Source organism: Saccharopolyspora hordei (assembly GCF_013410345.1).
Lineage (GTDB): Bacteria > Actinomycetota > Actinomycetes > Mycobacteriales > Pseudonocardiaceae > Saccharopolyspora > Saccharopolyspora hordei.
On record NZ_JACCFJ010000001.1, the window covers coordinates 810,657 to 828,142 of the forward strand.

14 protein-coding genes are annotated in these 17,486 nt (G+C 71.9%); 7 read left to right on the forward strand and 7 right to left on the reverse strand.

Features of this window, described 5'->3' with window-relative positions:
- On the reverse strand, nt 1-1,215 hold the full coding sequence (locus HNR68_RS03825; protein ID WP_179717681.1) for an ROK family transcriptional regulator: 1,215 nt from the start codon (nt 1,213-1,215) through the stop codon (nt 1-3).
- A 120-nt stretch (nt 1,216-1,335) separates the two neighbouring features.
- Here HNR68_RS03825 and HNR68_RS03830 point away from each other — a divergent pair, with 120 nt between their 5' ends.
- The 4 genes from HNR68_RS03830 (at nt 1,336) to HNR68_RS03845 (ending at nt 6,191) form a co-directional block, all read left to right on the forward strand.
- On the forward strand, nt 1,336-2,676 hold the full coding sequence (locus tag HNR68_RS03830) for an extracellular solute-binding protein (protein ID WP_246330383.1): 1,341 nt from the start codon (nt 1,336-1,338) through the stop codon (nt 2,674-2,676).
- Nucleotides 2,676-3,542 carry a carbohydrate ABC transporter permease gene (locus HNR68_RS03835; protein WP_179717683.1) on the forward strand — a complete coding sequence of 289 codons (867 nt, stop codon included), beginning with the start codon at nt 2,676-2,678 and terminating at the stop codon, nt 3,540-3,542. The genes HNR68_RS03830 and HNR68_RS03835 overlap by 1 nt, the downstream gene beginning before the upstream one ends.
- Nucleotides 3,543-4,382 (forward strand): carbohydrate ABC transporter permease, encoded by an 840-nt coding sequence (locus HNR68_RS03840; RefSeq protein WP_179717685.1) that lies wholly within the window; start codon nt 3,543-3,545, stop codon nt 4,380-4,382.
- A 192-nt stretch (nt 4,383-4,574) separates the two neighbouring features.
- Entirely contained in the window at nt 4,575-6,191 is a 1,617-nt protein-coding gene (locus HNR68_RS03845; RefSeq protein WP_179717687.1) for an alpha/beta hydrolase, read from the forward strand.
- A 109-nt stretch (nt 6,192-6,300) separates the two neighbouring features.
- Here the strand turns inward: HNR68_RS03845 and HNR68_RS03850 are convergent, their stop codons facing one another.
- The 6 genes from HNR68_RS03850 to HNR68_RS03875 all read right to left on the reverse strand — a co-directional run bounded on the left by HNR68_RS03850 (nt 6,301) and on the right by HNR68_RS03875 (nt 14,544).
- Nucleotides 6,301-6,465, reverse strand: a complete 165-nt coding sequence (locus HNR68_RS03850) for a hypothetical protein (RefSeq protein ID WP_179717689.1) — start codon at nt 6,463-6,465, stop codon at nt 6,301-6,303.
- Nucleotides 6,466-6,746: 281 nt separating this feature from the next.
- A complete protein-coding gene (locus HNR68_RS03855; protein WP_179717691.1) occupies nt 6,747-8,561 on the reverse strand; it encodes a phosphoenolpyruvate carboxykinase (GTP) in 1,815 nt (604 codons plus the stop codon).
- Nucleotides 8,562-9,364: 803 nt separating this feature from the next.
- Nucleotides 9,365-10,105: a DUF6802 family protein gene (locus HNR68_RS03860; protein WP_179717693.1), complete on the reverse strand. Its 741-nt coding sequence runs from the start codon at nt 10,103-10,105 to the stop codon at nt 9,365-9,367.
- Between the two features lie 516 nt (nt 10,106-10,621).
- Nucleotides 10,622-12,475: a dynamin family protein gene (locus HNR68_RS03865; RefSeq protein ID WP_179717695.1), complete on the reverse strand. Its 1,854-nt coding sequence runs from the start codon at nt 12,473-12,475 to the stop codon at nt 10,622-10,624.
- 98 nt (nt 12,476-12,573) lie between these two features.
- Nucleotides 12,574-12,900, reverse strand: a complete 327-nt coding sequence (locus HNR68_RS03870) for a nucleotide exchange factor GrpE (RefSeq protein ID WP_179717697.1) — start codon at nt 12,898-12,900, stop codon at nt 12,574-12,576.
- Nucleotides 12,901-13,011: 111 nt separating this feature from the next.
- Complete coding sequence (locus tag HNR68_RS03875; RefSeq protein ID WP_179717699.1) at nt 13,012-14,544, reverse strand: dynamin family protein; 1,533 nt, start codon at nt 14,542-14,544, stop codon at nt 13,012-13,014.
- A gap of 155 nt (nt 14,545-14,699) precedes the next feature.
- Here HNR68_RS03875 and HNR68_RS03880 point away from each other — a divergent pair, with 155 nt between their 5' ends.
- From HNR68_RS03880 to HNR68_RS27360, 3 genes are read left to right on the forward strand one after another with little or no spacing between them, the layout of a single operon-like run.
- The gene (locus HNR68_RS03880; protein ID WP_343049914.1) at nt 14,700-15,890 is read left to right on the forward strand and encodes a sensor histidine kinase; all 1,191 of its coding nucleotides are present in this window, start codon (nt 14,700-14,702) and stop codon (nt 15,888-15,890) included.
- A gap of 55 nt (nt 15,891-15,945) precedes the next feature.
- Nucleotides 15,946-16,602 (forward strand): response regulator, encoded by a 657-nt coding sequence (locus HNR68_RS03885; RefSeq protein ID WP_179717701.1) that lies wholly within the window; start codon nt 15,946-15,948, stop codon nt 16,600-16,602.
- A 51-nt stretch (nt 16,603-16,653) separates the two neighbouring features.
- Complete coding sequence (locus tag HNR68_RS27360; RefSeq protein WP_179717703.1) at nt 16,654-17,454, forward strand: HAD-IIB family hydrolase; 801 nt, start codon at nt 16,654-16,656, stop codon at nt 17,452-17,454.
- Nucleotides 17,455-17,486: the final 32 nt, after the last annotated feature.

The following is a 17,486-nucleotide window of genomic DNA, read 5'->3' on the forward strand; positions in this document are numbered from 1 at the left end:
TCACGTCCCCAGCAGCGTCGCGAGCCGGGGCGAGTAGGCGTGGTCGAGGACCAGTGACGCCGCGCCCACCGCTCCGGCGTCCTCGCCGATCAGCGCCGGGGACACCTGGACCGGGCGGACCTGTGGGGCCCAGACCTGCTTGGACAGCACCTTCGACACCTGGCTGCGCACCAGGTCGGCGACGTGGCGCAGCGCGGGGCCGCCGAGCACGACCCGGTCGACGTCGAGGACGCTGACCACCGACGCCAGCGCCTGGCCGAGCTTGGTGGCCGCGCCGCGCAGCACCTTCACCGCGGCGGTGTCGCCGTCAGCGGCGTGGCGGCAGAGCTGCTCGTAGGACTGCGCGATGGTCGGTCCGGACGGGTCGCCGCCCGCGGTGCGCCAGTCGGCGACGATCGCGCGCATCGAGCAGTGCGTCTCCAGGCACCCCCGCCGACCGCAGTGGCACCCGCGGCCGCCGCCGCTGTGCAGGTGGCCGATCTCGCCGGCGTTGCCGCTGACGCCGCGGTGCACCTGGTCGTGCAGCACCACGCCGATGCCCACGCCGGATCCCCAGTAGACGTAGATGAACGAGCCCGCGCGGTGCTCGCCGCCGGCCCAGTGCTCGCCGATCGCCGCCGCGGTGGCGTCGTTGTCCATCACCACCGGCAGCCCCGCCCGCTCCGCGACGATGTCGGCCAGCGGCACCGTCCCCCACCCGGCCAGGTTCGGTGGTGACAGCACCCGGCGGTGGTCCGGGTCCAGCGGTCCCGGCACCGCCAGCCCGACGCCGAGCACCCGGTCCTCGTCGATCCCGGAGCGGCGCACGAGCTGCTGCAGGGTCCGCGCCAGGGCCGAGGCGACCGCGGAGGGCGCGGCGTCGTCGGGCAGCCGCCGGGTGCTGCGCAGCCGCACCCCGCCGGCCATGTCCAGCAGCACGCCGGTGATCCGCTCCGGGTCCAGGTGCAGTCCCACCGACGAGTAGGCGTCGGCCACCACCTTGAGCAGCACCCGGCGCTTGCCGCCGGTGGACGGGGCGTGGCCGTTCTCGGTGACCAGGCCGTCGTCGATCAGCGCCCGGACGATGTTGGACATCGTCTGCGCCGTCAGCCCGGTGCGCTGGGCGAGCTCCACCCGGCTGATCTCGCCGCGGCGCCGGATGGTGTCGAGCACGACCGCTCGGTTGAAGCCGCCCACGCGGGGAAGGTTCGTGCCCTGCCAAGACGCTTTCGCCATGGGTGCTCCTCAGCGGGTGGCGGCGAGATCGTTGACTTGTTCCATCGAGTGGATTTAACTACCCCAGAGTGTGATCCGGATCTCAAGCCGTGCGCAACCACTGATGGCAGGAGGCTCGCGATGCACCGGCGCAGAGCGATGTCCGTGCTCCTCACCGCGACGTTGGGACTGTCGCTGGCCGCCTGCGGAGGCGGCGCGGCCGACGATCCGAACACGATCAGCGTCGCCTACCACCGATACGGCAACACGCTGCAGGTCGACCAGTGGATGCAGCGGGTCAAGCAGCAGTACGAGCAGGCCCACCCGGGCAAGGAGGTGAAGCTGGACCCGGTGGTCGCCCCGGAGGGCGAGTACCTGTCCAAGCTCCAGCTGCGGCTGCGCTCGCCGTCCACCGCGCCCGACGTGCTCTACGAGGACAGCTTCAACGTCAACTCCGACGTCGAGGCCGGCTACCTGGAGCCGCTGGACGACCGGCTCGCGCAGTGGCCGGACTGGGACGACTACATCGACACCACCAAGCAGGCGGACAAGGCGCAGGACGGCAAGACCTACGGCGTCCCGCTGGACACCGACACCCGCGGCCTCTGGTACAACCGCGAGCTGTTCACCCAGGTCGGCCTGCCCGCGGACTGGAAACCGCGCACCTGGGACGACATCCTCGCCGCCGCCCGCCAGGTCAAGCGGCAGCGCCCGGACGTGATCGGGATCGACCTCCCGCTGGGCAAGGCCGAGGGCGAGTCGGTGAGCATGCAGACGGTCGAGATGCTGCTGTACGGCACCGAGACCGGCACCCTCTACGACGAGCAGCAGGGCAAGTGGGTCGCGCCCAGCAAGGGCTTCACCGACGCCATGCGCTTCCTGTCCACCGCGCTGGCGGAGGGGCTCACGCAGAGCAAGGCGCAGATCGCCGACGCCCAGTACGACAAGGTGCAGCGGGACGAGCTGGCCCGGCAGGGCAAGGTCGCGATCCGGCTGGACGGCAGCTTCGCCTCCGGCAACTGGCGGGACTCCGGTTGGCACGACTGGGCGAACACCATGACGGCCACGCCGATGCCCACCCAGCACGGCCAGGCGCCCGGCACCGTGACGCTCTCCGGCGGCTGGACGCTGGCGATCAGCTCCTCGAGCCAGAAGAAGGACGACGCGTTCGAGTTCATCAAGCAGGCGATGACCAAGGACAACGTCGTCGAGTACACCGCCGCCAGCGGCAACCTCCCCGCCCGGGCGGACGCCGCGGCCGACCCGCGGGTGCTCGGCGCGAACCCGCTCAACGAGTTCTGGATCAGCCTGCTGGAGAACACGCACTACCGGCCCGCGCTGCCGGAGTACCCGAAGGTGTCCGAGCAGATCCAGCGAGCGGTTCTCGACGTGGTGGCGGGCAAGCCGCCGGAGGAGGTCGCTGACGAGTGGGCGCAGCAGGTGTCGCGCATCGTGCAGCCGGCGAACACCAGGGCGGGCTGATGCCGGTGCGGGTGCGGCAGTGGCTGGTGCCGATGGCACCGGCCCTGCTGCTGCTCGGCCTGTTCGTGGCCGGGCCGATCCTGTGGAGCTTCTACGTCTCGTTCACCAACGCGGCGCTGACCGGCGCGGCGGCCACCGACCCGGAGTTCGTCGGGCTGGACAACTTCCGCCGCCTGTTCAGCGATCCCGCGCTGTGGAACTCGGCGTGGCTGACCGTGGTGTTCACCGTCGGGTCGGCGGTGATCGGGCAGAACTGCCTGGGCATGCTCATCGCGGTGCTCACCCAGCACCGCAACCGCTGGCTGCGCACCACGGTCGGCACGGTGGTCGTCTCGGCGTGGGTGCTGCCGGAGCTGGTGGCGGCGTTCGCGGTCTACGCGTTCCTCAACACCGACGGCACGCTGAACAACGTGCTGGTCTGGCTGGGCCTGGAGCCGCGCGACTGGCTCTACACCGTGCCGATGCTCGCGGTGGTGCTCGGCAACGTCTGGCGCGGCACCGCGTTCTCGATGCTGGTCTACCAGGCGTCGCTGTCCGAGGTGCCGAGCGACCTGGTGGAGGCCGCGGCGGTGGACGGGGCCGGGCCGCTGCGCCGGTTCTGGCACGTCACGCTGCCGGTCATCCGGCGCTCGGTGCTGACGAACCTGATGCTCGTCACCCTGCAGACCATCGGGGTGTTCACGCTGATCTACGTGCTCACCGCGGGCGGCCCGAACGCGGCGACGCAGACCCTGCCGCTGCTGATGTACGACTCGGCGTTCGAGTTCCACGAGATCGGCTACGGCGCCGCGATCTCGTTGGTGCTGCTGCTGATCGGCGGGGCGTTCGCGGTGGTGTACGCCAAGAGCCTGAGGGAAGAGGTCTAGATGGCGGCGGTGACGGTGGCCCGGTGGCGGTCGGCGTCGGTGGTGGTGCACCTGGTGCTCGCGGTCATCGCGCTGGTGTTCCTCGCACCGCTGTTGTGGCTGCTCACCGCCGCGTTCGACGCCGACGCGGCGCTGACGGCCAAGGTGCCCGAGGCGTTCACACTGGACAACTTCGCGCAGGTGCTCAGCTGGGAGCAGAGCGGGCGTCCACTGTGGAACGGACTACTGATGTCCGGCGGCGCGGCGCTGATCTCGGTGGTGGCCGCGGTGCTGTGCGCCTACCCGCTGTCGCGCTACCAGCTGCGGTTCCGGCGGCCGTTCCTGTACGTGGTGCTGTTCGCCTCCGGGCTGCCGATCACCGCGGTGATGGTGCCGGTGTACAGCATGTTCGTGCAGCTGGAGCTGGTCGACTCGATGCTGGGCACCACGCTGTTCCTGGCCGCCACGTCGCTGCCGATCGCGATCTGGATGACGAAGAACTTCATGGACGGCGTGCCGGTGAGCCTGGAGGAGGCGGCCTGGGTGGACGGCGCGTCGGCGATGCAGGCCCTGCGCAGCATCGTGCTGCCGCTCATCGCGCCGGGCATGGGCGTGGTCGCCATCTTCACGTTCATCACGGCGTGGGGGAACTTCTTCGTCCCGTTCATCCTGCTGCTCGACCCGGCGAAGCAGCCGGCGTCGGTGGGGGTGTTCACCTTCTTCGGCCAGGGCGGCCTGATCGCCTACGGGCAGCTGGCGGCCTACTCGATCCTCTACACGACCCCGGTGGTCGTGCTGTACCTGGTCGTCTCCCGCGCCCTCGGCGGCGCCTTCGCCCTCGCCGGCGCCATCAAGCACTGACCCCAACCGTCGCGGCGGGTCCCTGCGCGGATCCGGTGGGAGCCGGACGTCCGGTCCCCGCCGACGTCGCACAGCCGGACGCCGCACCACGACCTGACACCTGTCACGGGAAGTCGTGGCGAACGGCAGTACTGCCCGCGATCAACCCCTGGTTGGGTGATCTCCGGACGATCACCGCACGAGGGGGTTCGCATGCGAAGACCAGCACGCGCCTGGAGCGTCACCGCTGCGTTGGGGGTGGTGCTCGCGACCGGCCAGCCGGCGACGGCGGAACCGGCCGCGCCGACGCCCGAGGTCCCGGCGCGGTTCGCCGAGCAGGACGTCCAGTGGGTGCCCTGCTTCGACGGCGAGCTGCCGCCGGACCTGCCGCCGGGGTCGGAACGGCTCGAGTGCGGCACGCTCACCGCGCCGATGGACTGGCACGACCCGGACAACGGCGAGGAGATCAGCATCGCGGTCAGCCGGTTGTCCCCGGAGACGGGACCGGCCGGGCGGGCGCTGTTCACCAACCCCGGCGGGCCGGGCGGCGCGGGGCTGGGCATGCCGCTGGCGCTGCTCGACGGCAGCTCGGACCTGCCCGCGCACTTCGACGTCTACGGCATCGACGTCCGCGGGACCGGCGCGAGCAGCACCGTCTCGTGCGGACAGGACCAGGAACCGCCGGAGCGGTCGGACTTCCGCGACCGGAGCCCGCAGAACATCGCGCGGCTGCTGCGGATGAGCCAGGACTTCGCCGAGGCCTGCCAGCGCCACAGCGGCGAGCTCGGCCGCTTCGTCACCACCGAGCAGACCGTCGCCGACCTCGACCTGCTGCGCCGGGTCGAAGGCCACGACAGGGTCAGCTGGTACGGCATCTCCGCCGGCACCTGGCTCGGCGCCCACTTCGCCACCGCCTTCCCGGACTCGGTGGACAAGGTGGTGCTCGACTCCAACGTCGAGTTCACCGGCACCTGGCAGGACGTGTTCGCCTGGCAGCCGATGGCCTTCGAGCGCCGCTGGCGCGAAGACCTCCGGCCCTGGCTGGCCGCGCACGACGCGACCTACCACCTGGGCGGCACGGCGGAGGCCGTGCAGGCCACTGTGGACGGTCTGCGTGCGGCGCTGGCGGAGGAACCGCTGCCGGTGCCGGACGGTCCGCCGATCGGCCCCACCGAGCTGGACGCCCTGCTGCTGCAGACCATGTACTCCAAGCAGCTCTTCCCGGTGCTGGGTGACGCGCTGGTCGAGCTGCGCGCGGGGACCGGGGACGGGCGAGCCGTGGCCGCGCTCAGCTCCCGGAGCACACCGGTGTCGACCGACCCGCAGGACAGCATGGACGCCACGCTGTACTCGATCCGCTGCAACGACACCGAGTTCCGCGGCGACCCCGTCTCGGTGGTGGTCGACTCCGAGGTCCAGGGCGCGAAGTACCCGCTCTACGGCTACTACGCGATCTTCCAGCCGTGCGTGTTCTGGGACCGACCGCAGGTCGACCTGCCGCAGCCGACCGGCGAGGGCCTGCCGCCGGTGCTCATGGTGCAGTCCGAGAACGACCCGGCGACCGCGCGGGAGGGGGCGGAGCTCGCGCACCAGCGGTTCCGGGGCTCGCGGCTGGTCACCGTGCGCGGCGAGGGCGACCACGGCGTCTACGGTGCGGGCAACGCGTGCGTGGACGACGTGGTGGAGGCCTACCTGGTCGACGGGCGGGTGCCGGCGGACATGACCTGCGAGGGCCTGCCGCTGCCGGAGCCCGGGGCGAGCGCTCTCGCCTCGACCACCGGCGGCACCCTGCTGGACCGGTTGGACGCGCTGCGGCACGCGCTCAGCTGACCCGAGGAGCACCACGGGCGGCGCCGGGGATCCCGGCGCCGCCCGCAGACGTGCTCGTGGAACGGCGTCGAGCCCCGCACCGCGACCTGCACCTGGCGGTGCAGGCGGATCACGTCGTCGGTGCTCGTTCCACCGTCGTGAACTGGTCCCGGCGGATCCGGTCGAACCCACCGCTGTCCTGCTTCTCCTCCGACTCGTCCTCCTCGGTGCGCAGCGCGAGGAACACCGCAGCGACCGCGATCAGGGACAACGCCAGCATGGCCAGGTTGACCATGACACACCCCCTCGGTTCGGCGCCCTTCTTCGACGGCAATCACTGGGACGCACTCAGTGTCCGTCTGGTTGCTGATCGTTGGGGACTTTCCGAACGGCTCCACCGGACCGCGTGGATCCGGCCGGCCCGAACACGAAAGCGGCGTTTCCCCGAAAGAACTTCACGTCCTCTGGGGAAACGCCGCACGATCGCGCACGCTTCGAGGGGGTCCCAGACCGGACGGGTGGCGGTGGGGCTTCCCACGACGCCCCACCAAGACCACCCGTCCGGGGGTCGCTCGGTCAGTTACCGAGACGCTGTTTGAGCGCTTCCAGCTCGTCCCGCATCGAGCTCGGCAGCGCGTCGCCGATCTTGTTGAACCACTCCTCGATGAGCGGCAGCTCGGCCTTCCACTCCTCGACGTCGACCTTGAGCGCCTCGTCGACGTCGGAAGCCGGGGTGTCCAGACCGCTGAGGTCCAGCTCGGACGCCGTCGGGACCCGGCCGATCGGGGTCTCGGTGGCGGCGGCCTTGCCCTCGATGCGGTCGATGACCCACTTCAGCACGCGGGAGTTCTCCCCGAAGCCCGGCCACAGGAAGCGGCCGTCCTCGCCCCGGCGGAACCAGTTCACGTAGAAGATCTTCGGCAGCTTGGAGGCGTCGGCCTCCTTGCCGACGTTCACCCAGTGCTGGAAGTAGTCGCCGACGTTGTAGCCGATGAACGGCAGCATGGCCATCGGGTCACGGCGCACCTCGCCGACCTTGCCGGCCGCGGCCGCGGTCTTCTCCGACGACAGGGTGGCGCCCATGAACACGCCGTGCTGCCAGTCGAAGGCCTCGTTGACCAGCGGGACGGTGGTCTTGCGGCGGCCGCCGAACAGGATCGCCGAGATCGGCACGCCCTTCGGGTCGTCCCACTCCGGCGCCAGGATCGGGCACTGCGACATCGGCGTGCAGTACCGGGAGTTCGGGTGGGCGGCCGGGGTGTCGCTGTCCGGCGTCCAGTCGTTGCCCTTCCAGTCGGTGAGGTGCTGGGGGTCGCCCTCCAGGCCCTCCCACCACACGTCACCGTCGTCGGTGAGGGCGACGTTGGTGAACAGCGAGTTGCCCTTCTCGATGGTCTCCATCGCGTGCGGGTTGGTCTTGCGGTTGGTGCCCGGCGCGACGCCGAAGAAGCCGGCCTCCGGGTTCACCGCGTACAGGCGACCGTCCTCGCCGAAGCGCATCCACGCGATGTCGTCGCCGAGGGTCTCGACCCGCCAGCCCGGGATGGTCGGGCGCAGCATCGCCAGGTTGGTCTTGCCGCAGGCCGACGGGAACGCGGCCGCGACGTAGTAGACCTTGTCCTCCGGCGAGATCAGCTTGAGGATCAGCATGTGCTCGGCGAGCCAGCCCTCGTCACGGGCCATCGCCGAGGCGATCCGCAGCGAGTAGCACTTCTTGCCCAGCAGCGCGTTGCCGCCGTAGCCGGAGCCGTAGCTCCAGATCATCCGCTCTTCGGGGAAGTGCGTGATGTACTTGATCTCGTTGCACGGCCACGGCACGTCTTCCTGACCCGGCTCCAGCGGGGCGCCCACCGAGTGCAGCGCGGGCACGAAGTCCGCGTCGTCACCGAGGCGCTCCAGCACCTTCGAGCCCATCCGGGTCATGATGTGCATCGAGACCACGACGTACTCGGAGTCGGTGATCTCCACGCCGAGCTTCGGGTCGTCGGCGTCCAGCGGGCCCATGCAGAACGGGATGACGTACATCGTGCGACCACGCATGCAGCCCCGGTAGAGCTCGGTCATGGTCGCCTTCATCTCGTTGGGGTCCATCCAGTTGTTGGTGACCCCGGCGTCCTTCTCCTCGCGGGAGCAGATGAAGGTCCGTTCCTCGACGCGCGCCACGTCCGACGGGTCCGACGCCGCGTAGAACGAGTTCGGCTTCTTCTCCAGGCGGGTGAACGTGCCGGCCTCGACCAGCTGGTCGGTCAGGCGCTTCCACTCCTCCGGCGAGCCGTCGCACCACACCACGCGCTCGGGAGTGGTCAGCTCGGCGACCTCGCGCACCCACGACAGCAGGCGCTCGTGCCTGGTCGGTGCTTCGTCGAGACCGGGAACGGTCAATGCGGTCATCGCGTCGTTTCTCCTGACTGGGCGCCACAGCCCGGATCTGTCACCGACGGGGGACCGCCGGCGTGTGCAGGGAATGCTTCGCCCGTCCCGGAGGCCGGGCGAGGTTCAAAAGGGATGCACCGAGGCTAGCGGGGAGAGCGGCGCGCGAAGGAGATCAAGCCTGTTCGTTCTCTCACAAGAACGATAAGGGAATCGATTAAGTTGCGATGTTCCGGAGCGCGGGGGTGGAAATACCGCTGTCAACAAGGCCGGGGAACCGACTTTTTCCGGCGAAACGGACTCTCGCGCGAACGGCCGGTGAACCCCGGACGACCCCCGGACGGCGGTTGCCCGACGCCCCGGAGCCGCCCTCGCGGCGCCCGAGGTCGTCGCGGTGCGGGGCGGGTTCGAGCACGGCGGGGACGCCAGGGTGGCGGTTGAGGCGCGGCCGCGGTCGCCGGGGGGCAGGCCCGGTCCCGGTCGCAGCGGGGTGCCGGGGGAATCCGGTTCGAGCGGGGCAGCGGTGGCCGGAGGGCAGACCGGTTGCCGAGGGGCGGGCCGGTCTCGGTGGCAGCCGGGGCCGTCGAGGGCGCCCGGTCGAGTGCGGTGGAGTCGTCCTCGGGGCCGAAGGAGGGCTCGACCCCGGTGCGGGGCGTGCTGGGCGCCGAGGTGCGGTCGGTCCCCGGCGGGGTGGCTGCCGGTCCTCGGCGGAACCGGCAACCCGCGCGGGCTCGGGGGGTGTGGCAGTCCTGCTTGGAACAGCGCGGCCCGCCCGGGTCGTGGTCCCGGGCGGGCCGCGCGGTGGTTCGGTGCGGAGCGGGGCTTCAGCCCCAGAGGTCGTCGGAGTCGGGGCGGGCGGTGGCCGCGGGGGCGCTCGCCCCGGAGGCGGCGGCCCCGGCACCGGCTCCGGAAGCGCCGGGTTCGGGATCGTCGGCCGGGTCGTCGAGGTCCCAGGTGGCGTCGTCGGTGGCGCCGGCCGCCGGGCTCGGCGCGTACTGGCCGTCGCCGCTGACCTGGCCCTGCTCCACGACGGTCCACTGCCCGTCGCCGGTGTGGTGCGAGATGGTCACCTCGCCGGTCTCGCTGATCTCCACGACCTGGTCGGCCGAGCCGTCGCCGTCCACGTCGGTGACCAGCACGGTCCCGCCGGTCTCGGTCGTCACCACGGCGGTGTCGGCGATGCCGTCGGAGTCGGTGTCCTCGGTGGCCGGCCCGACCTGCAGGTCCCCTTGCGGGGTGTCGATGACCATGGCCTGGCCGTGGTCCTGCTGCGGGTCGACGTCGCCGGGGTGCTGTTGCGGGGCCTCGCCGGTCCACTTGCCGGTCTCGGCGTCGTAGCGGGCCTGCTCGACCACGACCCCGTCGGCGTTGATCGTCTGCATGACGTCGGCCTGGCCGTCACCGGTCTCGTCGATGTAAGCGACGTAGCCGTCGTCGGTCATCACCGCGACGGTCTCGTCCACCCCGTCGCCGTCGAGGTCGTAGTTGGCCTCGGCCGTGTACTCCTCGCCGTCGATGGTGACCTTGATGTCGCCGTCGCCGGCTCCCTGCTCCTCGATGTACACGTCGCCACCCCTCGGTCACCGATCACTGCAGAACCTAGGACGCAGGGTAGGGGCCGCGGGTTCCCGAGGTGAAGCACATGGTCACACCGGGTCCCGGAACCTCCTCCGCGAGCACCTCACCCGCGACCCCACCGCCACGACCAGAGTCGAGCGACGCGCACTCCCCACCCACGGACCGGACCGGGTCTCACCCGCCGAGGTCGCGTCCGTGCAGCTCAGTGGTCGTGAGTGCAGGAGCCGGTTGCAGCCGGTCTACGCACTCACGACCTCTGACCAGCGCTTTCGGTGCAGACCGCGCTGAGCGGGGTGGTCGACGACCTGAGGAAGCGTGCTCTGGCGGAGCGACCTCATCGAGCTGATCACCGACCACTCGCGGCAGTGGGGATCGCGATGGGAGTCCGGCGCAGGTCCGGCCACAGCGGCCCGAGCAGCAACGGCGTCGGGGTGGACCGGCGGAAGTCCGCAGTCCTGAGGTGGGGGCACCTCCCTCCCGCCGGAAGTGCCCCCACCCACGGCTCACGCCGCCGTGTCCCGCAGGTCGCGGATGCTGGCGAGCAGCGACTCCGCCCGCTCCCGACCCGAGGTGGCCTCCGCGAGGCGGCGGTTGACCGTCTGGAGCTGGCGGCTGCGCTCCGCGGCGTCCATCTTCAGCGCCTTGTCCACCTCGCGCAGCTCCGCCTCGATCGCCTCGATCCGCCTGGTCAGGGCTTCGTCGAGGGCGAGCGAGAGCTGCTGCTCGGCCTCGATGAGCTGTTCCGCGACGAGCTGGTCGAGGGCCGACCGGGCGTCGGCGATCGCCTCGGTGAGCCACTGCTTCATGTGCTGCTTGTCCGCCGCGTGCTTGCGGGTCCGGGCCATCCACCAGCCCGCGCCCAGGCCGAGCACGATCGTCACCGGCAGCACCACCGGGTTCAGTGCCGCGATCCCCAGGCCGGCCAGCGGCATCGCCGCCGCGCGCCCGACGCCGAGACCGCCGGACACGCCCATGAACACCAGCAGCTTGTCCTCGGCCGTCGGCGGTCGCCGGTCCGGTGGGCGCAGCGCGATCGGCGCCTGCACGCCGCGCGCGAACTGCGAGCGGATCACGTCCAGCTCCTCGGCCGAGAACAGCTCGGCCAGGGTCTGCTCGGCCACCGTGGTCAACCGCTCGGACAGCGAGGCGGCGATGCGCGTGGACGCCATCTGCAGCGCCACGTCCACCTGGCGGGGCAGTTCGGCGAGCTGCTGGCGGTCGGCGGTGTCGATGGCGCGGCGGAACCAGTTCTGCACGTCGCGGACCTGGCGGGTCACCTCGTGGCTGGTCTCCACGCGGGTGCGCTGCACCTCGCCGCGCAGCTTGACCTGCCAGCCGCGGGTCGACGAGCGCCGGGACGCGGTCAGCTCGTCACGACGTGCCCGCAGCGACTCCGCCTCGTCCTCGCCGACGGTGAGCGCGCGCTTCTCGCCCTCCAGCCGCACCACCAGTTCACCGAGCACAGTGGACAGTGCGCGCATGGTGTTGGCCTCGCCGAGCATCCTGGACCGGCCGCCGATCAGCCGCTCCAGCTCGCTGCGCAGCTCCGCGATGCCGGACTTCTCCCGCAGCAGCTGCGCCGCCTGCTCGTTCGGCGCCTTGCCGGCCATCTCCTGCAGCCGGGCCGAGACGGGGAAGATCGGCACCTCGGCGAACCGCGGGGCGTGCTCGGCCAGCAGCTTGCGGTCCTCGTCGAGGACCTGCCGCCAGCCGCGGAACTGGTCGGTCTTGGCCAGCGCGAACACCACCGTCTCCACCCGCTCGCTGGCCTTCTGCAGGAACTCCAGCTCCCCGCGGGTGAACGGGGCGGAGGCGTCGACGACGAACAGCAGCGCGGTCGCCGCGGACGCGGCCTCCATCGCCAGCTCGCCGTGCACCTCCTCCAGTCCGCCCACGCCGGGCGTGTCCACCACCGAGACCTCGGTCAGCGCCTCCAGCGGCGCCGTGATCCGCACGTAGCGCGGCGGCAGCTGGCCGTCCGGCAGCTCGCGGCCCGCCGAGGTCCAGTTCGGCAGCTCTGCCAGGTCGAACGGCACCGGGTCCTGCCGGCCGGGGTAGCAGGCGTGCGCCGCCCACTCCTCGCCGTGCTCGAACCGCAGGTAGGTGGCGGTGGCCACGGCAGCGTCCACGGGGGACAGACCGGGCTGCTCCAGCATCGCGTTGACCAGCGAGCTCTTGCCGCGGTTGGTCTCGCCCACCACGACCACGCTGGGGGTCGCCGGGCGGTTGCGGCGGACCTCCTCGACCCACTCGGCGGCCTCCGGGTCGACCTCCCGCAGCAGCCCGACGAGCTTGTCCCTGGTCCGCTTGACCTGCTGCGGGAGAGCAGCAGCCACCCCAACACCGGGTGCCGTCATGCGCGCCCAGCTCCTTCTCTCGCGATCCGGTCGACCTGGGGATTCTCCCCGAACCGCGTCGCCCGCGGGTACCACTCGGGCGAACCCGCGGGCCGGGGCTACTGCCGGCGGTACTGGTAGACGGTCACGATCGGCGGGCGCAGCACCCGGTCGCGGTCGGAGAAGCCGACGAGCTCGGTCTCGGCGATGATCCCGTCCAGCGCCGGGTCGTCGGTGGGTGTCGTGCCGCCGGCCTCGTGGATCGCCGGGTCGAAGCGGTCACCGTCGGGGCGGACCAGGGTCACGCCGATGCCGCTGAGCCCCTCGGCCAGCCGTTCCACCACTCCGGCGCTGCGGGCGCGGTCGAGCGCGTACATGCAGAGCTGGATCAGCGTCGCGCGTTCGGCCAGTGCCTGGCCGAGCGGGTCGGTGGTCACGGCGGTCATGTTCGTCCCCCACTCCCCGTCCGATGTGCCCTCGCCCGGGTGGGACGCCTCGGGAACCGCGTCGGTTCCACTTTCGGGTGAATCTTTCCGCCGCCACTTCCACACCGCGGATCACCCCGCCCGGAGCTGCTGCCAGAGCAGGAAGTACGCCCGGTGCACCACGTGCGCGATGCGGCTCTGCGCCGGGGTGGCGCCGAACGACGAGAACGAGCGCCACCAGTTCGCCCGCTCCAGCGCGTGGTCGACCAGCTCGCGGCGGTGGCGCCCGGGCAGGCCCAGCTGCTCGGCCGGGTCGGTGCTGCTGCCGACCCGCATGACCTCCTCCGCCAGGTCCGGCGGGAAGGTCACCGCCCCCGCCGCGACCAGCGTCAACGCCTCCAGCACGCGCAGCTGGTGCGCTTCCGGCTTGGCCAGCAGCACCTCGATCGCGTCGTGCACCCGCTGCCGCTCCCCCAGGTCACCGGAGGAGTGCGCGAGCGCGGTCACCGAGGCCAGCGCGGCGGCGGCCTTGATGCCGTCGGCCCGCGCGCGGAACACGGTGTCCAGCCGGTGCAGCACCGACGCCAGCCCGGAGGCGTCCCGCAACCGGCGGCGCAGCGCACCCGCGGTGATGTCCGGCTCCGCGTCGATCGCCTCCAGCGCGCAGCGGATCCCGTAGAGGTCCAGCCGCTCCAGCAGGCGGGTGCGGGTGCCGGCCGGGACCTCGCACTCCCAGCTGGTGAACAGGTCGGCCGACATCAGCATCGTCTCGCGGGTCGCCTCATCGAGCCCGGCCAGCTCGCGCAGCGCCTCGGCGTCGGCGGCGGTGAACCGGCCCGACTCCGCGGTCTCGGCGAGCAGGCCGATCACCGGCAGCACGTCGGCGACCTTCGGCTTGAGCAGCCCGGCCTGCTGCTCGGCGAGCAGCGTCGCGGCCTTCCACACGTCGTCGTCCGCGCCGTCCACCGTGCTCGCCTCGATGGTGTCGGCCTTGTTCAGCACCCCGATCGCGTTGACCGGCCCGGCTTCCCGGCTGGCGGTGGCCGCGGTGAACGCCGCCAGCGCGTGCTCGTCGTCGGCGCGCACGCCCTGCGTCACCACGTAGAGCACGGCCTCGGCGCCCGCGACGGCGTTGCGCGACACCGGGTCCAGCTCGCCGTCCGCGTCCTCGCCGGTGCCCAGCAGTTCCTCGGTGCGCTTCACCGACGCGGCGTCCAGCGAACCGAGGCCCGGGGTGTCGATGACCGTCAGGTCGCGCAGCACCGCGTTGGTCAGGTAGGCCTCCAGGTGCGAGACCTCGCTGATGTCGACGCCGAGGTCGGCCGGGATGCCGCCGTCGGAGTCGAAGGGCACCGCCTGCTTGCTGCCGTCCCGGAACACGACCTCGACCCGGTCCACCGTGCCGTACTGGAAGCGGGTCACCAGCCGGGTGCACTCGCCCACGTCGGTGGGTGCCACCCGCCGCCCGATCAGCGCGTTGACCAGCGTCGACTTGCCGGACTTGATGCGCCCCGCGACGGCCACCTGCAACGGTGCGGCGAGCCTGCGCAGCACTTCGGCGAAACCCGCCGCGGTCCGCTCCGACACCTGCGGCTGCAGACCGGTGCACAGCCGCGAGACAGCAGCGGACAGCGGGCCGGGCCAGTGCTCGGTTGCCGTGCTCAACGCGGACCTCTCGATGCCGGTGGTTGCGTGTTCTGCGACGCACCATCCTGCCACGCAGCGAACCTCCGGCGGGGGCGCACGTACGACCACGGTCTGATGCGGAACGAGCTCCGGGGATGACGTCACCGCAGGTGGCGGACCCCTAGGCTCGGCGCGTGCGGAAACTGAGCCTGTGGCTGCGGGCCCACCCGGTGGTCGGCGACGGGGCGATCGCGCTGTTCATGGCGCTGCTCTACGTCGCCGACGTCCTGACGCACCGGCACAGCGACCCCGCGGTGTTCTGGCTGCTCGTCCCGGGAGGCGTGCTGCTGACCGTGCCGCTGGCGGTGCGGCGCGTCTGGCCGGTGCACTCGGCGGTCGCCGTGCTGCTCGGGGTGGTGCTGCTGACCATCGCGCGGGAGCCCACGATGGTCGGCAACCTCGCCCCGAACGTGATGGTCTACACGCTGGTCGTGTGCACGAGCCGGCGCATCGCCGTGCCGTACGCGGCGCTGTTCGCCGTGCTGTTCCTCGTCCCGCTGCTCACCGGGCAGGAACCCACCGACGACGTGGGGCAGCTGCTGCTCGAGCGCATCACGTTCCTGGTGATGCTGACCGGTTTCTGCTACCTGCTGGGCGAGTTCGTCGGGGCCCGCCGCGCCTACCTCGCGGAGGTGGAGCGGCGGCTGCGCGCCGTGGAGTTCGAGCGCGACCAGCAGGCCCGCATCGCCGTCGCCGAGGAGCGCAACCGCATCGCCCGGGAGATCCACGACGTGCTCGCCCACTCGGTCAGCGTGATGGTGACGCAGGCCGACGGCGCCGGCTACGCCCTGCGCACCAAGCCGGAACTCGCCGAGCGGGCGCTGCAGACGATCAGCAGCACCGGGCGGGAGGCGCTGCACGAGCTGCGCGGACTCCTCGGCGTGCTGCGCGGTTCCGACGACGAGCCGGACCGCATCCCGCAGCCCACCGCCGCCGACCTGCACGGCCTCGTCGAGCGGGTGCGCGCCCTCGGCGTCACCGCCACGGTGGAGCTGGTCGGCGACTTCGGCGAGCTGCCCACGGGGATCGGGCTCAGCGTGTACCGCATCGTGCAGGAGTCGCTGACCAACGTGGTCAAGCACGGCGGGCCCGGGGCGGAGGCCGCGGTCCGGGTCGCCAACGACGGCGAGCGGGTGGAGATCGAGGTGGTCGACTCCGGCGCCGCGGCACCGTCCGGGCTGGCCTCGGGCGGCAACGGCCTGATCGGCATGCGTGAGCGGGCGGTCGGCTACGGCGGGTCGCTCGAGGCGGGCCCCCGGCCCGGCGGCGGCTGGCGGGTGCACGCGGTGCTGCCCCTCGCGCTGCCGGACGAGGACCGGGCGTGAGCGTCCTGCCGGTCCTCGTCCGCTCGGCCGGACCGGCACGGCTACGGTCTGGTGCATGATTCGGGTGTTGCTGGTGGACGACCAGGAACTCATGCGCATGGGGTTCCGCATGGTGCTCGACGCGCAGGAGGACCTGGAGGTCGTCGGCGAAGCGGGCAACGGCGAGGAGGCGGTCCGGCTCGTCGCGGAGCTGGAGCCGGACGTCGTGCTCATGGACGTGCGGATGCCGGTGCTCGACGGCGTCGAGGCGACCCGCCGGATCGTCGCCGCCGACGACGCGAAGGTCTTGGTGCTGACCACCTTCGACCTGGACGAGTACGCGCTGTCGGCGCTGCGCAGCGGGGCCAGCGGGTTCCTGCTCAAGGACACCCGGCCGGAGAACCTGGTCAGCGCGGTGCGTTCCGTCGCCAGCGGCGACGCGGTGGTGTCGCCGAGCGTCACCAAGCGGCTGCTCGACCGGTTCCTGGGCGAGACCGGGGGCCGGTTGCGCGACGCGTCGGTGCTCGACGCGCTGACCGAGCGCGAGCGCGAGGTGCTGGTGCTGGTGGCGAAGGGGCTGTCGAACAGCGAGATCGCCGGGAAGCTGTACCTGTCGGAGGCGACCGTGAAGACCCACCTCGGCCGCATCCTGTCCAAACTGGACCTGCGGGACCGGGTGCAGGCGGTGGTGCTGGCCTACGAGACCGGGCTGGTCCGGCCCGGGGAGGGGTGAACTTCGCCTCCCACCAGCGACGACGCGTCCCGCGCTGGATAGCCTGCCGGAGTGACCGACGCCGTGTGGAAACCCCGACTCATCGCTCTCGACGTCGACGGGACCCTGCTGGACCCGGAGACCGAGCGGATCTCCGCCGTGGTCAAGGCCGCCGTGCACCGCGCCGTCGCCGGCGGGGGCCAGGTCGTCGTGTCGACCGGCCGGACCGTGCTCGGCGTCACGCCGGTGCTGGACGAACTGGAGCTGACCAGCGGTTTCGCGCTGTGCTCGAACGGCGCCGTGCGGCTGGACGTGGACGCGCGGGAAGCGGTGTCGGTGGAGACCTTCGACGTGGGGCCGGTGCTCGCGGAGCTCCTCGACCGGCTGCCGGGCGTGGTGTTCGCCGCGGAGGAGCTCGGCGTCGGCAACCGGGTGACCGCCCCGTTCCCGGCGCGCCAGCTGGAGGGCCGGCAGCGACTGACCACTGTGGACGAACTGGCCGCTGTGCCGGTGCCGCGCCTGATCGCCAGCTGGCCCGGCCACCCGCCCGCGGAGCTCGCCGCGCGGCTCGACGGCGTCGAGCTGCCGTCCTGCACCTACACCATCGACCACTACGAGCCGTGGGTGACCGTGACGCCCGAGGGGGTTTCGAAGGGGTCGGCGCTGGAGAAGCTGCGCGCCGAGCTCGGCGTGCCCAGCTCGGACACCCTCGCCGTCGGTGACGGGGACAACGACGTCGAGATGCTGCGGTGGGCCGCGCACGGCGTGGCGATGGGCCAGGGGCCCGAGGTCGTGCGGGAGGCCGCCGACGAGGTGGCCCCGCCGGTGTCCGCCGACGGCGCCGCGCTGGTCCTCGACCGCTTCTTCCGCTGACCCCGCCCGACGGTCCCGCGGGCACCGGAGAC

What these genes read in the sequence shown, in the direction of transcription:
- HNR68_RS03850 (WP_179717689.1), bottom strand. Translation starts at nt 6,465, where the DNA reads ATGGTCAACCTGGCCATGCTGGCGTTGTCCCTGATCGCGGTCGCTGCG.
- HNR68_RS03830 (WP_246330383.1), top strand. Translation starts at nt 1,336, where the DNA reads ATGCACCGGCGCAGAGCGATGTCCGTGCTCCTCACCGCGACGTTGGGA.
- HNR68_RS03840 (WP_179717685.1), top strand. Translation starts at nt 3,543, where the DNA reads ATGGCGGCGGTGACGGTGGCCCGGTGGCGGTCGGCGTCGGTGGTGGTG.
- HNR68_RS03865 (WP_179717695.1), bottom strand. Translation starts at nt 12,475, where the DNA reads ATGACGGCACCCGGTGTTGGGGTGGCTGCTGCTCTCCCGCAGCAGGTC.
- HNR68_RS03835 (WP_179717683.1), top strand. Translation starts at nt 2,676, where the DNA reads ATGCCGGTGCGGGTGCGGCAGTGGCTGGTGCCGATGGCACCGGCCCTG.
- HNR68_RS03855 (WP_179717691.1), bottom strand. Translation starts at nt 8,561, where the DNA reads ATGACCGCATTGACCGTTCCCGGTCTCGACGAAGCACCGACCAGGCAC.
- HNR68_RS03825 (WP_179717681.1), bottom strand. Translation starts at nt 1,215, where the DNA reads ATGGCGAAAGCGTCTTGGCAGGGCACGAACCTTCCCCGCGTGGGCGGC.
- HNR68_RS03885 (WP_179717701.1), top strand. Translation starts at nt 15,946, where the DNA reads ATGATTCGGGTGTTGCTGGTGGACGACCAGGAACTCATGCGCATGGGG.
- HNR68_RS03845 (WP_179717687.1), top strand. Translation starts at nt 4,575, where the DNA reads ATGCGAAGACCAGCACGCGCCTGGAGCGTCACCGCTGCGTTGGGGGTG.
- HNR68_RS03870 (WP_179717697.1), bottom strand. Translation starts at nt 12,900, where the DNA reads ATGACCGCCGTGACCACCGACCCGCTCGGCCAGGCACTGGCCGAACGC.